Below are 16076 nucleotides of genomic sequence, written 5' to 3'. Positions count from 1 at the left end.
GCTGAAGGAACCTTACCGTTATTGTAACCTTAGGAGCGAAACGTGTCAAGTTGTGTTAGGTTTGTGCCATATGTCAGCATAAATTACAGAAAACGTTTTTTTGACCACTTGTCAAATTTCCGGCAGAAGCCCCCGGTCGATCATGTTTTGCAGGGCCGTCAGCACCCCCATTTTGCAGTGGGAATAAGTCAGTCCGCCCTGCATATAGGCGATGTAGGGCTCTCTGATCGGCGCATCCGCCGACAGCTCCAGCGACCCGCCCGAGATGAAGGTGCCTGCAGCCATGATCACCGGATGCTCATATCCCGGCATGTCCCAAGGCTCAGGCACTACATGCGAATCCACCGCAGCGGCCTGCTGGATTCCCTGCACGAACGCAATGAGATGCTCCGGTCCGGAGAACCGGATAGCCTGGATGAGATCCGTCCTCGGATCCTGCCAGCGGGGATGCGTAACGAATCCAAGCTGCTCGAACACCGAAGCGGCGAACACCGAGCCCTTGACCGCTTGTCCCACCAGATGCGGCGCAAGGAACAGCCCCTGGTAGATCGAACGCGTCGTCCCCAGCATCGCGCCCACCTCCCCGCCGATACCCGGTGCGGTGAGCCGGTAAGAAGCGAGCTCCACGTATTTCGATTTTCCCGCTATGTATCCGCCCGATGCCGCCAGGCCCCCGCCCGGGTTCTTGATCAGCGAGCCTGCAATGAGGTCCGCCCCCGCTTCCGTCGGCTCCCGCAGCTCCGTAAACTCCCCGTAACAGTTGTCCACAAACACGATAAGGTCCGAACGCACTTCCTTGACGAACCGGACCATCTCGCCGATCTGCTCCACTGTAAACGAAGGCCTCCAAGAGTAGCCGCGCGAGCGCTGGATGCCGATTACCTTCGTCTGCGGGGTAATGCGGCGGGCAATCTCGCTGTAGTCCGGTCTGCCGTCGTCGAGCAGCGGCACTTCGTCGTAGCCGATGCCGAAGTCCTGCAGCGAGCCGAGCCCGTCCCCCTGCTTGCCGATCACTTTATGCAGAGTATCGTACGGACGCCCTGTAATCATCAGCAGTCCGTCGCCGGGCCTCAGCACCCCGAAGAGCGCGGTAGAGATGGTATGCGTGCCCGAAACGAAGTGCGGCCGCACCAGTGCCGCCTCGGCGCCGAACACGTCGGCATACACGAGATCGAGCACTTCGCGGCCCCTGTCATTATAACCGTATCCTGTCGATCCGGCAAAATGAAAGTCACTGACCTTGTGTTTTTGAAAAGCGGAGATCACCTTCCACTGGTTGCGGTCGATGATCCCGTCGATCTCTTTCAGTTTCCCCTGAATCTGCTCCTCCGCCCGGTCCATCAGGCGGAGCACCTGCTCCTTAAACATGCTCCGTATTCTCTCCTCTGTCTCCCTGCGCGTGCTGCGACTGGTCATATGCCGCCAGCATGTAGCCAATTTTATCGTATTCCTTGCTGTTCACACGGACGGTCATCAGCATATCGTCGCCGTCCACGCCGTTCTCAAGCACCTCGCCGACACGGTAGACCAGCGAGATCATATCCCCCTTGTCCGCCGGGATGCGGTAGGTCTTGCTGTCGCCGGCCAGGTGCGCCTCCAGCGTATCCACAAGCCGCTTCAGATCCGCCTCATGGAAGGCCGATACCCGCAGGAATTCCCCTTCCGTCGTCAGCATGTCCGCCTGAGACGGGCTCAGCAGGTCGACTTTGTTGAACACCGTAACGCGGTCCTTGCCGTGCGCCCCGAGCTCCTCGAGCACCTGATCCACGACCCGCATCTGGATCGGCATCATCTCGGTCGAGCTGTCCACGACATGCAGGATAAGATCCGCTTCGTTCGCTTCCTCAAGGGTCGCGCGGAAGGCTGCAACGAGATCATGGGGCAGGTTCTGGATAAATCCTACCGTGTCCGTCAGCACGATCTCCACGCCGCTCGGCAGCTTGAGCTGGCGGGAAGTCGGGTCCAGCGTGGCGAACAGCTGGTTCTCGACGTATACGTCGGCGGCGGTCAGCTGGCGGAGCAGCGTTGATTTGCCGGCATTCGTATAACCGACCAGTGCAACCTGGAACACGCCCGACTTCTTGCGGCGCTCCCGGTGCAGCGTGCGGTGGCGTACCGTTTCGGCCAGCTGGCGCTTCAGCTCCGCAATGCGGTCCCGGATATGCCGGCGGTCGGTCTCGAGCTTCGTCTCCCCGGGACCCCGGGTACCGATCCCGCCCCCGAGACGGGACAGGTTCTTGCCATGGCCGGAGAGCCGCGGCAGCAGGTAGCTCAGCTGTGCGAGCTCTACCTGGATAATCCCCTCTCGCGTGCGTGCCCGCTGGGCGAAGATATCGAGGATAAGCTGGGTGCGGTCAATAATTTTGACGTCGAGATATGTCTCCAGGTTGCGCACCTGCGCGCCGGAGAGCTCCTGGTCGAAGATCGCCGTATTGGCGCCGTTCTCCTGCAGCATCTCCTTGAGCTCTTCCGCCTTGCCTTTGCCGATAAACCACTTGGAGTCGGCATACTCCTTATTCTGCGTCAGCGTGCCGAGCACCTCCACCTGGGCCGTTTCGGCCAGGGCGATGAGCTCTGCAAGCGAGTACTCCGGATCGTAGGCATCCTGCCTTTTTTGTTCCTGTGTGACAAGGGAAACGAGGATCGCACGATCATCCAATTCCGTTGTTACTTCATGTGTCGTTTGTCTCATGGAAATCTCATACTCTCCTTTGCTGTCCTGCGCTCCACCTTCACGTCCTCCGGGCGGATCACCATCAGATCCTGCTTCGACGGCTGCATGTTCGTTTGGTTAAGCAGCCGTACGGCATGGCTGCGCAGCGCCTTCTCGATCAGGTTGCGGACATACCGCGCATTGCTGAAGGCGGTGTCCATCTGTCCCTTCTCGAGCAGGATCTGCTGCCGGATCCGTGCCTCCGTGGCCGGTGTCAGCGAATATTCCCGTTCCTTGATCATCCCTTCGGCGATCTCCATCAGCTGGTCCACCGTATAATCCGGAAAATCAAGCTGGATCGGAAACCGGGAGGGCAGTCCGGGATTGGTTTGCAGGAAAAGTTCCATCTCTTCTGAATACCCGGCTAAGATCAGAATAAATCCGTTTTTGTGGTCCTCCATCGCTTTGACTAGCGTATCGATGGCTTCCTTGCCGAAATCCTTCTCGCCGCCGCGGGCCAGGCTGTACGCTTCATCGATGAACAGGATGCCGCCCATCGCCTTCTTGACGAGCTCCCTCGTCTTCAGGGCCGTATGGCCGATATACTCCCCCACGAGGTCCGCCCGTTCCACCTCGATCAAGTGCCCTTTGGTGAGCACCCCCATCGTCTGCATCAGCTTGGCGATCAGGCGGGCGACCGTCGTCTTGCCTGTCCCCGGGTTCCCGCGGAACACCATATGATAGACCTGCGTGTTGGCCGTCAGGCCTGCTTCCGCCCGCATGCTGGCCACACGTAAGAGCGCATAAATTTCAAAAACCAGCTCCTTGACGTGGTCAAGCCCCACCATCTTGTCGAGCTCTTTCATGATCTCCCCGAACTGGCCCTGCTGGGTCAGCGGCTTGCCGTGAAACCTCGGCGCCGCGGCTGCAAGGGCCGGAGCCGGCTCCGGGGTGCGCAGAACGACCGAGATCTGCCGTGCATTCTTCGTAATCTGGATTCCGTCCGATCCTGGCTGCGTAGGGCCGCTCATGTGCTTCACTCTCCATTCTCGTCATGGTTCAAGTGTTAATGTATACGCACATGAGGGACGGATTGTGACTTAATTCTTTGTGTCCATTGTAAACGGCCCCGCAGCCAAAATCAAAAAGCGCCCTCCCGGTCCGCTCAGCCGATCCTCGTACGGCCGCCCTGTCCGGCCTGAGCCTCCAGCCGCGCGATAACCTCCATCAGCGGCATATCGGCCATTGAGCCGATCCGCAGATCGTGCTCACCGAAGACCAGGGAGCCGGTGGTTTCGTTCGGCACGGTGACACAGAACATCCCGGCCCGCTTGGCGGCGAGTGCGCCGTTGGGTGAATCCTCGAAGGCGACCGCCGCTTCCGGTGGCAATCCCAAGCCTTCCAGGGCCAGCAGATAGAGCGCCGGATCAGGCTTCACCTGCGCGACGTCCTCCGCCGTGCGGATCACCTCGAATGCGTCCAGAATGCCGTGAGCGGCCAGATGTCCTGTCACCCATGGCCTGTGGGAGCTGGAGGCCAGCCCTACCCGGAGTCCGTGCTCATGGGCGGATTGAAGGTACTCCAATACCCCGGGACGCAGAACCGCAGAAGCGAGGCGCTCATCATAATACCGCCGGCGCCAGGCCCTGGCTTCCTCCTTGTCGTAAGGGGAGGCATACAGCTCCTCCAAATGCACATACGGGTCAAAGGCTTCCGGGCCCGTTCCGATGCATGCGCCCCAGACGTCCAGCGTCAGCTCGCAGCCGTAGCGGCGGAACAGCGCCTGAAACGATTCGAATTCGGGGGTCTCCGTATCCAGGATCAGCCCGTCAAAATCAAAAATAACGCCCTGAATCATCACACGTCCGCTCCTTCCTCTTCTGTACTGATGGTACACCAGCAAGGAAGGGATTGGATAGTGATTTTTTCATTATAATGACCTGATCCCGGGGCTGCTCTCGTAAAAAGACGGCCGACCCTCCTTCGGAAAGCCGGCACCTTCTCCAGCGTTATGGATTGCGCCGGCCCACCTTATCGTATCGATCGTCCACTTCCTTGGCCATCTTCCGGTACTGCTTCGTCTCCTCCGCCACCGGATCGACATCCGACTGCACCCGGATCTCCGTCTTGACCGGCAGCTTGCGGCGGGCCGCTTCGTCCTTGTCTTCCTTTTTGAACTCACCGTTAAATAATTTCTGGGCCAGCTCCAGCTCCACTTCTTTCTGGTTCATGACGCACCACCCTCCTGATTCTAGCTTGGTTTGCTCCCCACCGGATTATGTACCCGCCCGCTCTCCTTGCACACCCGACCAAGAACTCCCATGGCAAGCCAGGAGACTTCTGCAGCATCCTAAGAGGGTGCAAGACCGGAAACCAGGCACATCCCGGAAAGGAGAATGACCGAGTATGACCAGCGCTACAACATTCCCTCCGCAGCATCAGAATACCCAGCCGGGGATCGAGTCCCGCATGAATCCAAGGCCCGTCTTCGAGGATGACCGCTACAAACCCGCAGGCAAGCTCAAAGACAAAACGGCAATCATCACCGGCGGCGACAGCGGCATCGGCCGGGCGGTGGCCGTGACCTATGCCAAAGAAGGCGCGGATGTGCTCATCGTCTATCTGAACGAGCACGAGGACGCCCAGGAGACGAAGATGCAGGTGGAAGCCGAAGGCCGCCGGTGCGAGCTCCTCGCCGGGGACATCGGGGATGAAGCCTTCTGCAGCAGCATCGTGGAAGAGACCATCCGGCGGCTGGGCAAGCTGGACGTGCTGGTGAACAACGCCGCCGAGCAGCATCCCCAGCAGAAGCTCGAGGATATCACTTCCGAGCAGCTCGAGCGGACGTTCCGCACGAACATCTTCTCCTTCTTCTACTTAACCAAAGCTGCGCTTCCCCATCTCCAGGAAGGCTCGGCCATCATTAACACAGCTTCGATCACAGCATATGAAGGGAACCCGACCCTTCTCGATTACTCCGCGACCAAAGGGGCGATCGTGACCTTCACCCGCTCGCTGTCCCAGCAGCTCGTCTCCCGCGGGATCCGGGTGAACGCCGTGGCGCCGGGCCCGATCTGGACGCCGCTCATCCCCTCCACCTTCGACGAACAGAAGGTCGCCTCTTTCGGTACCAATACGCCGATGAAGCGGGCGGGGCAGCCGGAAGAGCTGGCACCGAGCTATGTCTTCCTCGCCTGCGGGGATTCGTCCTATATGACAGGCCAGGTTCTGCATGTCAATGGCGGAACGATCGTGAACGGCTGAGCCTGACAGCCCTTCCACCATGTCGGATCAGACACCAAAAACCTCCCCTGCCTCCGGAAAGAATCTTGCCGGATCACGGGAGGTTTTAGCCGTTTGTATGGTGGATTGGAAGACAGCGGCGGATGCCGAGGATCAGGACTTCTTCGTATCCTCCGGCTTGCCCTCCGTATCCTTGTCCTCGGACATCAGCCCGCGGGTCGAACTCTTGAATTCGCTGAGCGTGCGGCCGAAGGCCCTGCCGAGTTCGGGGAGCTTGGACGGTCCGAACATGATGAGTACGACGACAAGAATCAGCAGCAGTCCGCCGATCCCGATATTGCCAAATGGCAAAGCTCTCTCCTCCTTGTAGCGAAAAAAGTATGGTAGATACTCTCATTATACCAGCATCGCTTCCGAAAAGATACGAGGTTCAGCTTTTGGGCGCAACCCCGAATACAAGGGCCACCTTATCCCACTGCCACTTGGTCATCGCCAGCGTCTCCCTGCCGCGGTGCCAGGCCATCATCAGCACACGGGACTCCATCGGTGATACCGCTGGTTCCTCATAGTCGAGATAGTTCGCGATGTCGAGGGCGCGGACACTGTGATAGCGGTGGGTGATGATGACGGCCGAGGTCCACTGATGCTGCTCCATGATCTTTTTACTGTAGAGCAGGTTCTCGTAGGTGCTTCGGGCCCGGTTCTCGAGCACGATGCGCTTGGAAGGAATCCCCTTCGAGACCAGATAATTGCGCATACCTTCCGCTTCGGTCATCTTCGAGGTGGGCACATCGTAGCCGCCGCTGACGATCAGATACGGAACCCTGCCGGATTGATACAGCTCCACGGCCCGGTCAAGCCGCTCCTTCAGTGCCGGACTTGGGGAATCCTTCCACAGCGAAGCACCCAGTACGATGCCTACCTGCTTTGGCTCCTGTCCCGTATCCGCCTGCGTTTCGATCCGGTACTGGATCCATCCGACCCACAGGAGAGCCGCCAGGAGCACAAGCACCATGAACCGGAAGATGCGCTTCAAGTGCCCTAGCAACGACACACGGGTCTTCTTCCTGTATCGGCCTGCCGCCGCCTGCCTCAGCTCCATGTCTTCATCCGCTCCTGAAGACTTCCCGTGAACAGCTCAAGCTCCGTGCCGTCCGGATCCAGGAAATTCACACTGAACCCGCCGCCGCGCTCGACCGGCCCCCTCACGAGCCGAACCCCTGCCTGGCGCAGCGTCTCCACAGCCTTTGGAAAGTCACCTTCCTCTATCGTAAACGCCGCATGGTCGATGCCGGTTCGCCCGCCGGTGGATCCTTCCCCATCGGGTTCCCGCTCCAGCAGACAAATCCAGGCGCTTCCCCACTCCAAGTAGGCATCCGTCCGTCCCCGGTGTACCCGCTTCATCCCGAGAACGCCTTCGTAGAACGCCAGCGACCGGGAGAGGTCCCGGACCCGGATCGTCAAATGATTGAATCCTTTCACCTGCATTGCTTCTGCCTCCATCATCCGGTTGTCGACTATCAAGTAACGTCCCGATCTTCCCCTTCCACACCCAAAAAACGGCGCACCTCGGCGAACAGGGCCGGCGCATCCTCTTCGAGACAGATCAAGTGGCGCGACCGTTCAAAAAAGTGAAGCTCCCGCTCGCCCTGCAGCCGCCTGTAAATATAATCGGCGCTGCGGGGATGGACGATCTGGTCCCTTCTTCCCTGGGCAATCAGGGTGGGCACCGCCACCTTCGGCAGCTCTTCCCGCTTCGCATAGCGGGCCAGCTTCATAAACTGGACGGCAGCCCGGAGAGGCGTCTTCTTGCCCCGTTTGAGATAGTCCCAGTCCTTCTGCCGAGCCCGCAGCGCCACATCCTTCAGAAAGCGCACCGGGCTCACATAAATGGCCGCTGCATTGAGAAGCACAAGCCGCCGTACGGGATAGCGGTTCGCGAGATAGGCGGAAATCAGGCCGCCCATCGAGAATCCGATAAGGTCCACGGGCTCGCCATCGCCGGTCAGGCGCGCCATCTCCTCCTCCGCTCCCTGCAGCCACTCCTGCCACACGACCGACCGCAGACCGGACAGCTCGTCATCATGGCCGGGCAGCCGCAGCACATGGCATTCGCACCCGCAGCCCGCCAAGTAATCCGCCAGCGGCTGCACCTCGTAAGGGCCGCCCGTGAAGCCGTGAATCAGCAGGCACCGCCGCTGCCGGTGGGATATCCCGCTCCCCTGCTCCATGGTTATCTCCCCTTCCTGCTCTTAGTAGACGATAACGGGGGCCTTTGGGTTCCCTTCCCGCGCCCGTTAAAGCAGAAGAAATCAACAGCGCGGGAGGCTCGCCCCCCGCGCTGTGCAGCTTACTACCCAATGAAAACTTACTTCTCCGTAATATCGATCTTCATGATCGTGACCTTCTCAGTCGGCTTGCTCGGCTTGCTCTCTCCGCCAGCAGCGACGGGGGTTGCGGCAATCTTCTGCACGGTGTCCATCCCTTCGACTACCCGGCCGAAGATGGTATAGTTCGGCTGCGAGTTGAGGCCCTTGCTGTCCTCTCCGGTACAGATGAAGAACTGGCTGCCGTTCGTATTCTTGCCGGAGTTGGCCATCGCCACGATGCCCGGCTCGTATTTGTACGGGCTCTTGAGCTCGTCCTCGAACTTGTAGCCGGGGCCTCCCATCCCGTTGCCGAGCGGGTCACCGGTCTGCACCATGAACGACTGGATGATCCGGTGGAAGGTGATATCGTTATAGAAGCCTTCCCGCGCCAGGAACACAAAGTTATTCACGGTCTTCGGCGCTTCCTTGGCGAACAGCTCGATCGTGAACGACCCCTTGGACGTCGTAACGGCGGCCGTATACTTCTTCGTCGCATCGATCGTCATCGGCGGAGCCGACGTGTACGTCTTGCGCGTCGTCCCTTCTTTCGCCGTGTCCGTCCCGGCCGTAGCCTGGCTGCCGCCGGCAGCGCCCTGCGTATTCTCGGCAGGCTTAGTTCCGCAGCCTGCGGCCAGCAGAGCGGCCAGTGCCGCCGTGCAGAGTACCTTAGCGATCCCGCTTACTTGTTTCGCGTTCATCACAATCCATTCAACTCCATTACGTTACTGTTATTGGTGTGGAAGCCTGTCCCAATCCTTCACCTTATTATACTACGTCCGCCTGCAAAAATAAAAAAAGAAGAGGCGGTGGCCGCCTCTTCCCATCATCATCACCGTCTTGAGCTTCTTAGGTTCCGTCCGGCATCACGCTGATCGAAGATCCGCTCTGCCCTCCGGTAGATCGCTCCGCCGGCTGCTTGCCGTTCCCGGAGGTGCCGCTCGGCACCGGGGCCGTGCCGGTGCTCGGCCGGGTCGTCGTGCTGCCGGGCGTCTTGGTGCCCGTCTCTCCGCCCGTATCCGTACCGGAAGAGGTTCCGGTATCCCCGGAGCCGCCGGCCGACCCGGCATCCTCTTCCGTACCGCCGGTCGTGCCGTCCGTCTCGGTGCCCGGTGTCGTGCCGGTGCCCGGCTTGGTTGTTCCCGGCTGTGTCGTGCCGCCGGCCCCCGGTTTGGTTCCGGTCCCCGGCTGAGCCGTGCCATCGCCATCCGTTCCTGGAACCGCGCCGTCTTCCCCTTCTTTGCCCGGGTCTTCCTTACCGGTCTCGCCGGCTTCCTTGCCCGGCTCTTCTTTGCCGTTCTCCGTCTTGCCCGGGATGGTGACCGACGCTTCATTGGACTTCGCGCCTTCCGCCCCGTTCTCCGGCTTCAGCGCCACAATCATATAAGTGTACGTCATGCCCGGCGTGTAAGCGGACTGGTCCTTATACGACGTAGACTGCGTGGAGAACAGCGGCTCGGCCGGATAGTCCGCCATCGTGCTGTCCTTGCGGAACGCCTGGTACGTGATGCCATCGCCCACGCTGCTCCAGCTCAGATTGACGAAGCCCGTCTCCGGGTTGACCTCCGCCTTGAGATCCGTTACGCCTTTCGGAGGAAGCTCCTCCTTCAGATCCGGCACCCCGGAAGGTTTCTTGAACTGTGTCACCGGACGCTTCGCGAGCGCCTTCTGCATGACTTCCTTGAAGATGACGCCCGCGCTTCCGCTGCTCATCGACACATAGTGCTTCGAGTCCGTCTTATCGAAGCCCATCCAGACGGCCCCCGTCCACTCGGGCGTGTAGCCGACGAACCAGAGGTCGCGGTTGTACTTCTCGAGACCTTTGAGATCGAGCTGTGTGGAGCCGGTCTTGCCGGCCACCGGCCGCTCGAACTTGGCCGCCGCCCCCGTGCCTCCCGGCTCGACGACCGTACGCATCATCTCGGTCATATACCATGCGGTCTTCGCGCTCATGACCGTCTTGGCCTCATCCTTGAACTGCAGCTCCGTACCGTCGCTCTCCACAATACTTGTGATCGCATGTGCCGTATGCAGCGTGCCCGCATTGGCAAACGCACTGTAGGCCTGGGCCATCTGCAGCGGGGTGGTCCCCTTGGTCAGGCCGCCGAGCGCGATGGCCAGGTTGCGGTCCTGCGCATCCAGCGTGATACCCAGCTTCTCGACGAACTTGGTCGCATTCGATACGCCGATCTCCTGCAGCGTATTGATCGCCGGCATGTTGATGGACTTTTTCACAGCCTCCGTCATCGTTACCTGACCGCGGTACACCCCGTCATAGTTGCGCGGACTGTAGCCGCCAGGGTACGTCTGTTTCTCATCCTTCAGCATGCTGTAAGGCGTATACTTGCCGGCCTCGATCGCCGGAGCGTACGCGATCAGCGGCTTGAAGGATGAACCCGGCTGCCTCGGCGCCGAAGTCGCACGGTTGAGCCCGCCCCGCATATAGTCCCGGCCGCCGACCATGGCCACGATGCCCCCGTCCTTGTTGTCGAGGATGACCATCGAGCTCTGCATGATCTGGTCGTCCGGGCTCTTCTGGAAGAACTTCGCGTTCGCGTATGTCTGCTCCATGATCTGCTGCGCATTCTGGTCGAGCGTCGTGTAGATCTTGAGCCCGCCCCGGTTGACCTCATCCTCCGTCAGGTTGAAGTTGGTCTGCGCTTCCTTCAGCACATAGTCGACGAAGGCCTGGTTGCGTCCGGCCGTTCCCGCTGTTTTCGTAGGCGGTTCGTAATCCACAGCAGCCGCTTCCGCCCGCTGGGCCTCGGTAATGTACCCCTGCTCCTGCATGAGCTTCAGCACCACGCCCCGGCGCTCCTTCGACTTCTCGGCATCCTTCAGAGGATTGTACCGGCTCGGCGCTTTGGGGATCGCCGCCAGCGTGGCGATTTGCCACAACTTCAAATCTTCCAGTTTATCCACGTTGAAATAAACCTTCGATGCCGCTTTAACGCCATAAGCCTGATTACCGAATAGAATGTAGTTCAAATACATCGTCAAAATTTCATCTTTGGTTTTTTGCTGCTCCAGCGCCACGGCAATGGACATTTCGGTGGCTTTACGGAAGAACGTTTTGTCCGCGTTGAGGAACACGTTCTTCGCAAGCTGCTGGGTGATCGTGCTGCCGCCCTCGACCATGCTCCGGGCCACAACGTCCTTCACCAGCGCCCGGCCGATCCCGAGGAAATCGACGCCCGTGTGATCCTCAAAGCGTTTGTCCTCGGTCGCGATGAAGGCCTGCTTCATGAGCGGAGGAATTTCGTTCGGCTCGACGTTGATCCGGTTCTCCACCTTGAGCACGCCAATCTCTTGCTTATTGGCATCATAAATGATCGAGGCTTCGCTGAAGTCCAGCTTGTCGATGTTCTGCTGCAGGATCTTGTTCCCATTCAAGATAACGAAAATGTAGACGCCCATCGCGCTAATGGCTGCCAGAGCAGCGGCTGCGAGCATCCAAAAGATGACTTTTCCGGCGGAAAAGCCCTGTTTCTTTTTCTTCTTCGCTGCTCCGGCCGCCGGTTTCTTCTCTACCGTGGTTTTTCTGGGTGTCTTGCTGCCTGAATCCGCCATGCACCGACTTCCTTTCTGTGAAACAAAGAACAACCCGAGACAGGCAGGGGTTGCTCATTTAGGATTTGTATGATGTTAGACGTTCGGGAGGACCAAAATGTTGCTGATGCTGTCTTTCGGCTGTTCACCCCACCGTTAACCAGGCCCTTCCGGGTATTACTCGGCCGTGTTCTCCGTCTGCTGCATCAGAGATACGGAACGCTGCGGCGTGAAGGTCGAGATGGCGTGCTTGTAAACCATCTGCTGGCGGCCCTCACTGTCGATGATAATCGTGAAATTGTCAAAAGCGCGAATGACCCCGCGGATCTGGAATCCATTGGTCAGATAAACGGTGACCGGGATGTTTTCCTTGCGCAGTTGATTTAGAAACGTGTCCTGAATATTGATCGACTTGTTCATCAGTGGGCCCCCTCAAGAAAATAGTTAACGGTCTAGTGTTAGCTTAGCTGAAATTATACCACGAATCTTGTCCAGGTGGGTAGCAAATTCTGCCAGATTGCTCACGTCCACCCATGCAATATCCTTCATATGTCGGAACCAGGACAGCTGGCGTTTGGCGAAGCGGCGCGTATCCCGCTTCAGCAGTTCGACCGCTTCCTCGAGGGAATAATGGCCTTGGAGATGGCCGACGATTTCCTTGTAGCCAAGGGCCTGCATGGATACAACGGCTTCATCGTAGCCCCGCTCCATCAGTCCGCGCACCTCTTCGAGCAAACCCTGCCGCATCATGATATCGATTCGCTCTTCAATACGTTTATATAGTAAAGCTCTATCCATTGTCAACCCGACGATACACAATTCGTAGGGCGATTCCTTGCGTCCCTGGGCCTCCAGCTGCTCGGACTGCCGCTCGCCGGTCACATGATAAATCTCCAGGGCGCGGATCACTCGCCGCACGTCGTTCGGATGAAGCCGGTCCGCCGAAGCGGGGTCGACGGCACGCAGCCGCTCATGAAGCGCCTCCGGTCCGTATGTATCTGCATAAGCCTGCTGCTCCTCCCGGAACGCTTCATCGGAGCCGCTCTCACTGAACTTGAAATCGTAGCATACCGACTCCACATAGAGCCCGGTGCCTCCCACGATAAAAGGCAGCCGTCCCCGCCCGCTGACTCTCCTCGATCAGCCGCCCGGCTCCGCTCCTGGAATTCGGCTACGGAGAACGGGTGGTCCGGGTCATGGATGTCGATCATGTGATGGGGCACTTCGGCCAGCTCCTCGGGAGAGGCCTTGGCCGTCCCAATGTCCATCCCGCGGTACACCTGCATGGAGTCGCCCGAGATGATCTCGGCGTTGTATTCCTTGGCAAGCGTCAGGCTGAGCTTCGTCTTGCCGACGGCTGTCGGGCCGACGAGGACGAGCAGCTTCGGCTTGCGTTCTGACGATGGGGTCACGTGCGTATCACTCCATAAGCAATTTTGGTGGACGAGCGGTGGACCTCGGCGAAGCCCAGACGGTCGAACTCGGCCGAATCCCGGTGCTCCTTGAGCACCACGGCACGGCGGGCCGCCGATAACGCAAGCCCCACCGCTTCTTCGCTCAGCGCCCGGTCATCCGCGAGCCCGCGGATCGCCCGGATGGAGTTCGACTCGGTAATGGGCTTGCGGAACATCGGGTCGAAGTATACAAGGTCGACGCTCTTCGGCGGCAGGCCCCGCAGGTAGGTGAGATGGTCCGCCCCCAGCACCTCGATGCGCCGCATGCTCTCATTGAGACCAGGCACATCGGAATGGTAGGTCTTCAGCCCCTGCTTCAGGAGGAAGCAGGGGATCGGCGCACTTTCCAGCGCCGTGACGTGCCCCTCCGGCCCCGCCGCATACGAAAAGACGAGCGAGTCGGAGCCCAGCCCCGCGGTACAGTCGACGATCCGGTCGCCAGGCCGCACGCCGGCGAGCTCCAAGAGGCTGTCCGGCTCTCCTTTGATCAGGCGCTTGATCCGGACGGCAGCCGTGCTTGGATGGAAGAAAAGAGGCTGTCGCAGTTCGTGATGATACTCGATGCGCTCCTTCGAGATCAGGAGAATATCCTCGTCCCCGTAGCGGGCCCGCAGCTGGGCGAGCGTCATCCGGCGCCGGTCGACCGCACGGCCGCCGAGCTCCGCCGCCAGCCGCCGCGCTTCCTCGCGCTGGGCCGGGTTCGGGTCGTAGGAGGTTGTGACGAACAATTACATCACCCTTTTGAACATTTTCTCTAATTCGTATGTTGAGAAGCTGACCACAATCGGCCGGCCGTGCGGACAGGTGTACGGATTGCGGCAGGCGGCCAGCCGGTCGAGCAGCACCTCGATCTCAAGGGTGCCCATGCTCTGGTTCGCCTTGATCGAAGCCTTGCACGAGCACATGATCGCCGCCTTCTCCCGGAACTTCGCAATGTCGATGCCCTTCTTGTCCTGCAGCAGCAGGTCGATCATCTCTTCGACGATCGCCTGCTCCTCGCCCTTCGGAAGCCAGTGCGGATAAGCCCGCACGAGGAACGACGTGCCTCCGAACGGCTCCAGGTACACCCCCGCCTGCTCGAGCTGGGGCAGCTTCTCCGTCAGCCGGAGCGCCTCGACCGAGGTGTACTCAAGCGTCATCGGCACAAGGAGCTCCTGGCTCGCCTCGGCCGGACGGCCGAACAGGTCGAAGTAGTGCTCGTAGTTGATCCGCTCATGCGCCGCATGCTGATCGACGAGGAACAGCCCTTCCTCGTTCTGCGCGACGATATACGTGCCGTGCAGCTGGCCGATCGGCGTCAGCTTCGGGAACGCCGGCAGCGCGGGAGGCGCGGACGCTTCCGTCTGCGCCAGCGCGCGCAGCAGCGCTCCGCTGGCCGCGGCGGTCTCGCGGGCATCGCCCGGCCCCCGCGCCGGCGCAGGCCGCTCGGCATAGGCCGCGCCGGCTTCGCGCAGCCGCGGCGCGGACGCCGCCGGGCCGTCCGCGCGTGCGGGCGGCGCCCAAGGCGCCTGCGCCTGCGGCTGTGCAGCGGGCGCAGGGGCGCCTGCGCCGCGCGGGCCGCCGCCGAAGGGGCTGCCGCCCGGCGAAGCGGCCGGCGCTTCGCTGCGCACGGCGGCCGGCGGGACTGCCGCCGGCTCCGCCGCGGAGGCGGCCTGCGGCCGGTACAGCTCGAGCTGCTCCTGCACGAGCTGCTCACGCACGCGCGCCGGCTCCGCCGCGGAGGCGGCCTGCGGCCGGTACAGCTCGAGCTGCTCCTGCACGAGCTGCTCACGCACGCGCGCCGGCGCCGCCGGTGCTCCGCCCTGCGGGATCAGCCGCTGGCGGCCGAGCGTCTCGCGCACCGCGTTCTCGATGAGCGCGATGAGCTCAGGCTCCTTGCTGAAGCGCACCTCCAGCTTCGCGGGATGCACGTTGACGTCGACCAGCGTCGGGTCCATCGTCAGATGCAGCACCGCCACCGGGAAGCGTCCGATCGGCAGCAGGGTATGATACCCCTGCAGGAGCGCCTGGTTGACCGGGAAGCTGCGGATGTAGCGGCCGTTGATGACCGTCGTGATGCCGCCGCGGTTGGCCCGCGTCAGCTCGGGCTTCGAGATCAGGCCTTCGAGCTTGTAATCGAGCGTCTCCCCCTCGATCTTCAGCATGCTCTTGGCAAGCGACGAACCGTACACCGCCGCCACGGCCTGCAGCAGGTCGCCGCTGCCCAGCGTCTGGAGCAGGACATGGCCGTTGTGCTTCAGCGTGAAAGCAATGTTCGGATACGCCAGGGCGAGGCGGTACATGTAGTCCGTCACATGGCCGAGCTCCGTCTGGACCGTCTTCATATATTTTAGACGCGCCGGCGTGTTATAAAACAGCTCGCGCACCGACAAATCGGTTCCGCGCTGTGCGGCCGCATCCTCCTTGAGACGGACGGTCCCCCCTTCGATGCGGAGGCGGGTGCCCAGACCGGTAGAACCGGCTGAAGTGAGGCATTCCACCTTGCTCACCGCCGCGATACTCGGCAGCGCCTCGCCCCGGAAGCCGAGCGTGCGGATGCTGAACAGATCCTGGGACGTGGCGATCTTGCTCGTCGCATGACGGAAGAAGGCGGCCTCGACATCGTCCTCTTCGATCCCTCCGCCGTTATCCGTAACCCGGATCAGCTGCAGTCCGCCTTCCTCGATGGACACGTCGACGCGGGTGCTTCCGGCGTCAACCGCATTTTCCACGAGCTCCTTGACGACGGAGGACGGCCGCTCGACCACTTCGCCCGCCGCGATCTGGTTCGCGATATGTTCATCCAAGATTGTGATTTTTCCCATAAGGGCG

15 protein-coding genes and 1 pseudogene are annotated in these 16076 nt (G+C 60.8%); 1 reads left to right on the top strand and 15 read right to left on the bottom strand.

Translation table 11 applies throughout. The features are described from left to right. Window positions 1-111 precede the first annotated feature (111 nt). The 5 genes from PM3016_RS15640 to PM3016_RS15620 all read right to left on the bottom strand — a co-directional run bounded on the left by PM3016_RS15640 (window position 112) and on the right by PM3016_RS15620 (window position 4884). Window positions 112-1368 carry a methionine gamma-lyase family protein gene (locus tag PM3016_RS15640; protein ID WP_013916630.1) on the bottom strand — a complete coding sequence of 419 codons (1257 nt, stop codon included), beginning with the start codon at window positions 1366-1368 and terminating at the stop codon, window positions 112-114. After that, window positions 1361-2692 (bottom strand): GTPase HflX, encoded by a 1332-nt coding sequence (gene hflX, locus PM3016_RS15635; protein WP_013916629.1) that lies wholly within the window; start codon window positions 2690-2692, stop codon window positions 1361-1363. Before hflX ends, PM3016_RS15640 begins: the two co-directional genes overlap by 8 nt. Continuing rightward, a complete protein-coding gene (locus tag PM3016_RS15630) occupies window positions 2689-3684 on the bottom strand; it encodes an AAA family ATPase (RefSeq protein WP_014370098.1) in 996 nt (331 codons plus the stop codon). Before PM3016_RS15630 ends, hflX begins: the two co-directional genes overlap by 4 nt. A gap of 134 nt (window positions 3685-3818) precedes the next feature. Further along, a complete protein-coding gene (locus PM3016_RS15625) occupies window positions 3819-4511 on the bottom strand; it encodes an HAD family hydrolase (RefSeq protein WP_013916627.1) in 693 nt (230 codons plus the stop codon). Between the two features lie 151 nt (window positions 4512-4662). Beyond that, window positions 4663-4884, bottom strand: coding sequence for a hypothetical protein (locus tag PM3016_RS15620; protein WP_013916626.1), 222 nt, complete (start codon window positions 4882-4884; stop codon window positions 4663-4665). A 175-nt stretch (window positions 4885-5059) separates the two neighbouring features. Between PM3016_RS15620 and PM3016_RS15615 the strand changes: the two genes are divergently transcribed. Next, window positions 5060-5917 (top strand): SDR family oxidoreductase, encoded by an 858-nt coding sequence (locus PM3016_RS15615; RefSeq protein WP_014370097.1) that lies wholly within the window; start codon window positions 5060-5062, stop codon window positions 5915-5917. Between the two features lie 132 nt (window positions 5918-6049). Here PM3016_RS15615 and tatA read toward each other — a convergent pair whose 3' ends face one another. From tatA to mutL, 10 genes and pseudogenes are all read right to left on the bottom strand, one after another. Then, the gene (tatA, locus tag PM3016_RS15610) at window positions 6050-6247 is read right to left on the bottom strand and encodes a twin-arginine translocase TatA/TatE family subunit (protein WP_013916624.1); all 198 of its coding nucleotides are present in this window, start codon (window positions 6245-6247) and stop codon (window positions 6050-6052) included. A 79-nt stretch (window positions 6248-6326) separates the two neighbouring features. Next, on the bottom strand, window positions 6327-6998 hold the full coding sequence (locus PM3016_RS15605; RefSeq protein ID WP_013916623.1) for a YdcF family protein: 672 nt from the start codon (window positions 6996-6998) through the stop codon (window positions 6327-6329). Continuing rightward, entirely contained in the window at window positions 6989-7384 is a 396-nt protein-coding gene (locus PM3016_RS15600) for a VOC family protein (protein ID WP_013916622.1), read from the bottom strand. The genes PM3016_RS15605 and PM3016_RS15600 overlap by 10 nt, the downstream gene beginning before the upstream one ends. A gap of 32 nt (window positions 7385-7416) precedes the next feature. Next, complete coding sequence (locus PM3016_RS15595) at window positions 7417-8127, bottom strand: alpha/beta hydrolase (protein ID WP_013916621.1); 711 nt, start codon at window positions 8125-8127, stop codon at window positions 7417-7419. Window positions 8128-8264: 137 nt separating this feature from the next. Further along, entirely contained in the window at window positions 8265-8963 is a 699-nt protein-coding gene (locus PM3016_RS15590; RefSeq protein WP_014370096.1) for a peptidylprolyl isomerase, read from the bottom strand. A gap of 148 nt (window positions 8964-9111) precedes the next feature. Beyond that, window positions 9112-11832 carry a PBP1A family penicillin-binding protein gene (locus PM3016_RS15585; protein WP_014370095.1) on the bottom strand — a complete coding sequence of 907 codons (2721 nt, stop codon included), beginning with the start codon at window positions 11830-11832 and terminating at the stop codon, window positions 9112-9114. Window positions 11833-11988: 156 nt separating this feature from the next. Continuing rightward, window positions 11989-12231 (bottom strand): RNA chaperone Hfq, encoded by a 243-nt coding sequence (gene hfq / locus PM3016_RS15580; protein ID WP_013916618.1) that lies wholly within the window; start codon window positions 12229-12231, stop codon window positions 11989-11991. 24 nt (window positions 12232-12255) lie between these two features. Beyond that, window positions 12256-13223, bottom strand: a pseudogene (gene miaA / locus PM3016_RS15575) (tRNA (adenosine(37)-N6)-dimethylallyltransferase MiaA). Continuing rightward, window positions 13220-13993 carry a class I SAM-dependent methyltransferase gene (locus PM3016_RS15570; protein WP_013916616.1) on the bottom strand — a complete coding sequence of 258 codons (774 nt, stop codon included), beginning with the start codon at window positions 13991-13993 and terminating at the stop codon, window positions 13220-13222. The pseudogene miaA and the gene PM3016_RS15570 overlap by 4 nt, the downstream one beginning before the upstream one ends. Beyond that, window positions 13994-16069 (bottom strand): DNA mismatch repair endonuclease MutL, encoded by a 2076-nt coding sequence (gene mutL, locus PM3016_RS15565; protein WP_014370093.1) that lies wholly within the window; start codon window positions 16067-16069, stop codon window positions 13994-13996. It lies immediately after the preceding gene. Window positions 16070-16076 lie beyond the last annotated feature (7 nt).

This window comes from Paenibacillus mucilaginosus 3016, assembly GCF_000250655.1.
GTDB lineage: Bacteria > Bacillota > Bacilli > Paenibacillales > NBRC-103111 > Paenibacillus_G > Paenibacillus_G mucilaginosus.
Note: the sequence above shows the minus strand (reverse complement) of the source record. Positions and strands in the feature narration are given on the sequence as shown.

Coding starts and splice junctions, on each gene's coding strand:
- PM3016_RS15640 (WP_013916630.1), bottom strand. CDS start 1,368: ATGTTTAAGGAGCAGGTGCTCCGCCTGATGGACCGGGCGGAGGAGCAG.
- hflX (WP_013916629.1), bottom strand. CDS start 2,692: ATGAGACAAACGACACATGAAGTAACAACGGAATTGGATGATCGTGCG.
- PM3016_RS15630 (WP_014370098.1), bottom strand. CDS start 3,684: ATGAGCGGCCCTACGCAGCCAGGATCGGACGGAATCCAGATTACGAAG.
- PM3016_RS15625 (WP_013916627.1), bottom strand. CDS start 4,511: ATGATTCAGGGCGTTATTTTTGATTTTGACGGGCTGATCCTGGATACG.
- PM3016_RS15620 (WP_013916626.1), bottom strand. CDS start 4,884: ATGAACCAGAAAGAAGTGGAGCTGGAGCTGGCCCAGAAATTATTTAAC.
- PM3016_RS15615 (WP_014370097.1), top strand. CDS start 5,060: ATGACCAGCGCTACAACATTCCCTCCGCAGCATCAGAATACCCAGCCG.
- PM3016_RS15605 (WP_013916623.1), bottom strand. CDS start 6,998: ATGGAGCTGAGGCAGGCGGCGGCAGGCCGATACAGGAAGAAGACCCGT.
- PM3016_RS15600 (WP_013916622.1), bottom strand. CDS start 7,384: ATGCAGGTGAAAGGATTCAATCATTTGACGATCCGGGTCCGGGACCTC.
- PM3016_RS15595 (WP_013916621.1), bottom strand. CDS start 8,127: ATGGAGCAGGGGAGCGGGATATCCCACCGGCAGCGGCGGTGCCTGCTG.
- PM3016_RS15590 (WP_014370096.1), bottom strand. CDS start 8,963: ATGAACGCGAAACAAGTAAGCGGGATCGCTAAGGTACTCTGCACGGCG.
- PM3016_RS15585 (WP_014370095.1), bottom strand. CDS start 11,832: ATGGCGGATTCAGGCAGCAAGACACCCAGAAAAACCACGGTAGAGAAG.
- hfq (WP_013916618.1), bottom strand. CDS start 12,231: ATGAACAAGTCGATCAATATTCAGGACACGTTTCTAAATCAACTGCGC.
- mutL (WP_014370093.1), bottom strand. CDS start 16,069: ATGGGAAAAATCACAATCTTGGATGAACATATCGCGAACCAGATCGCG.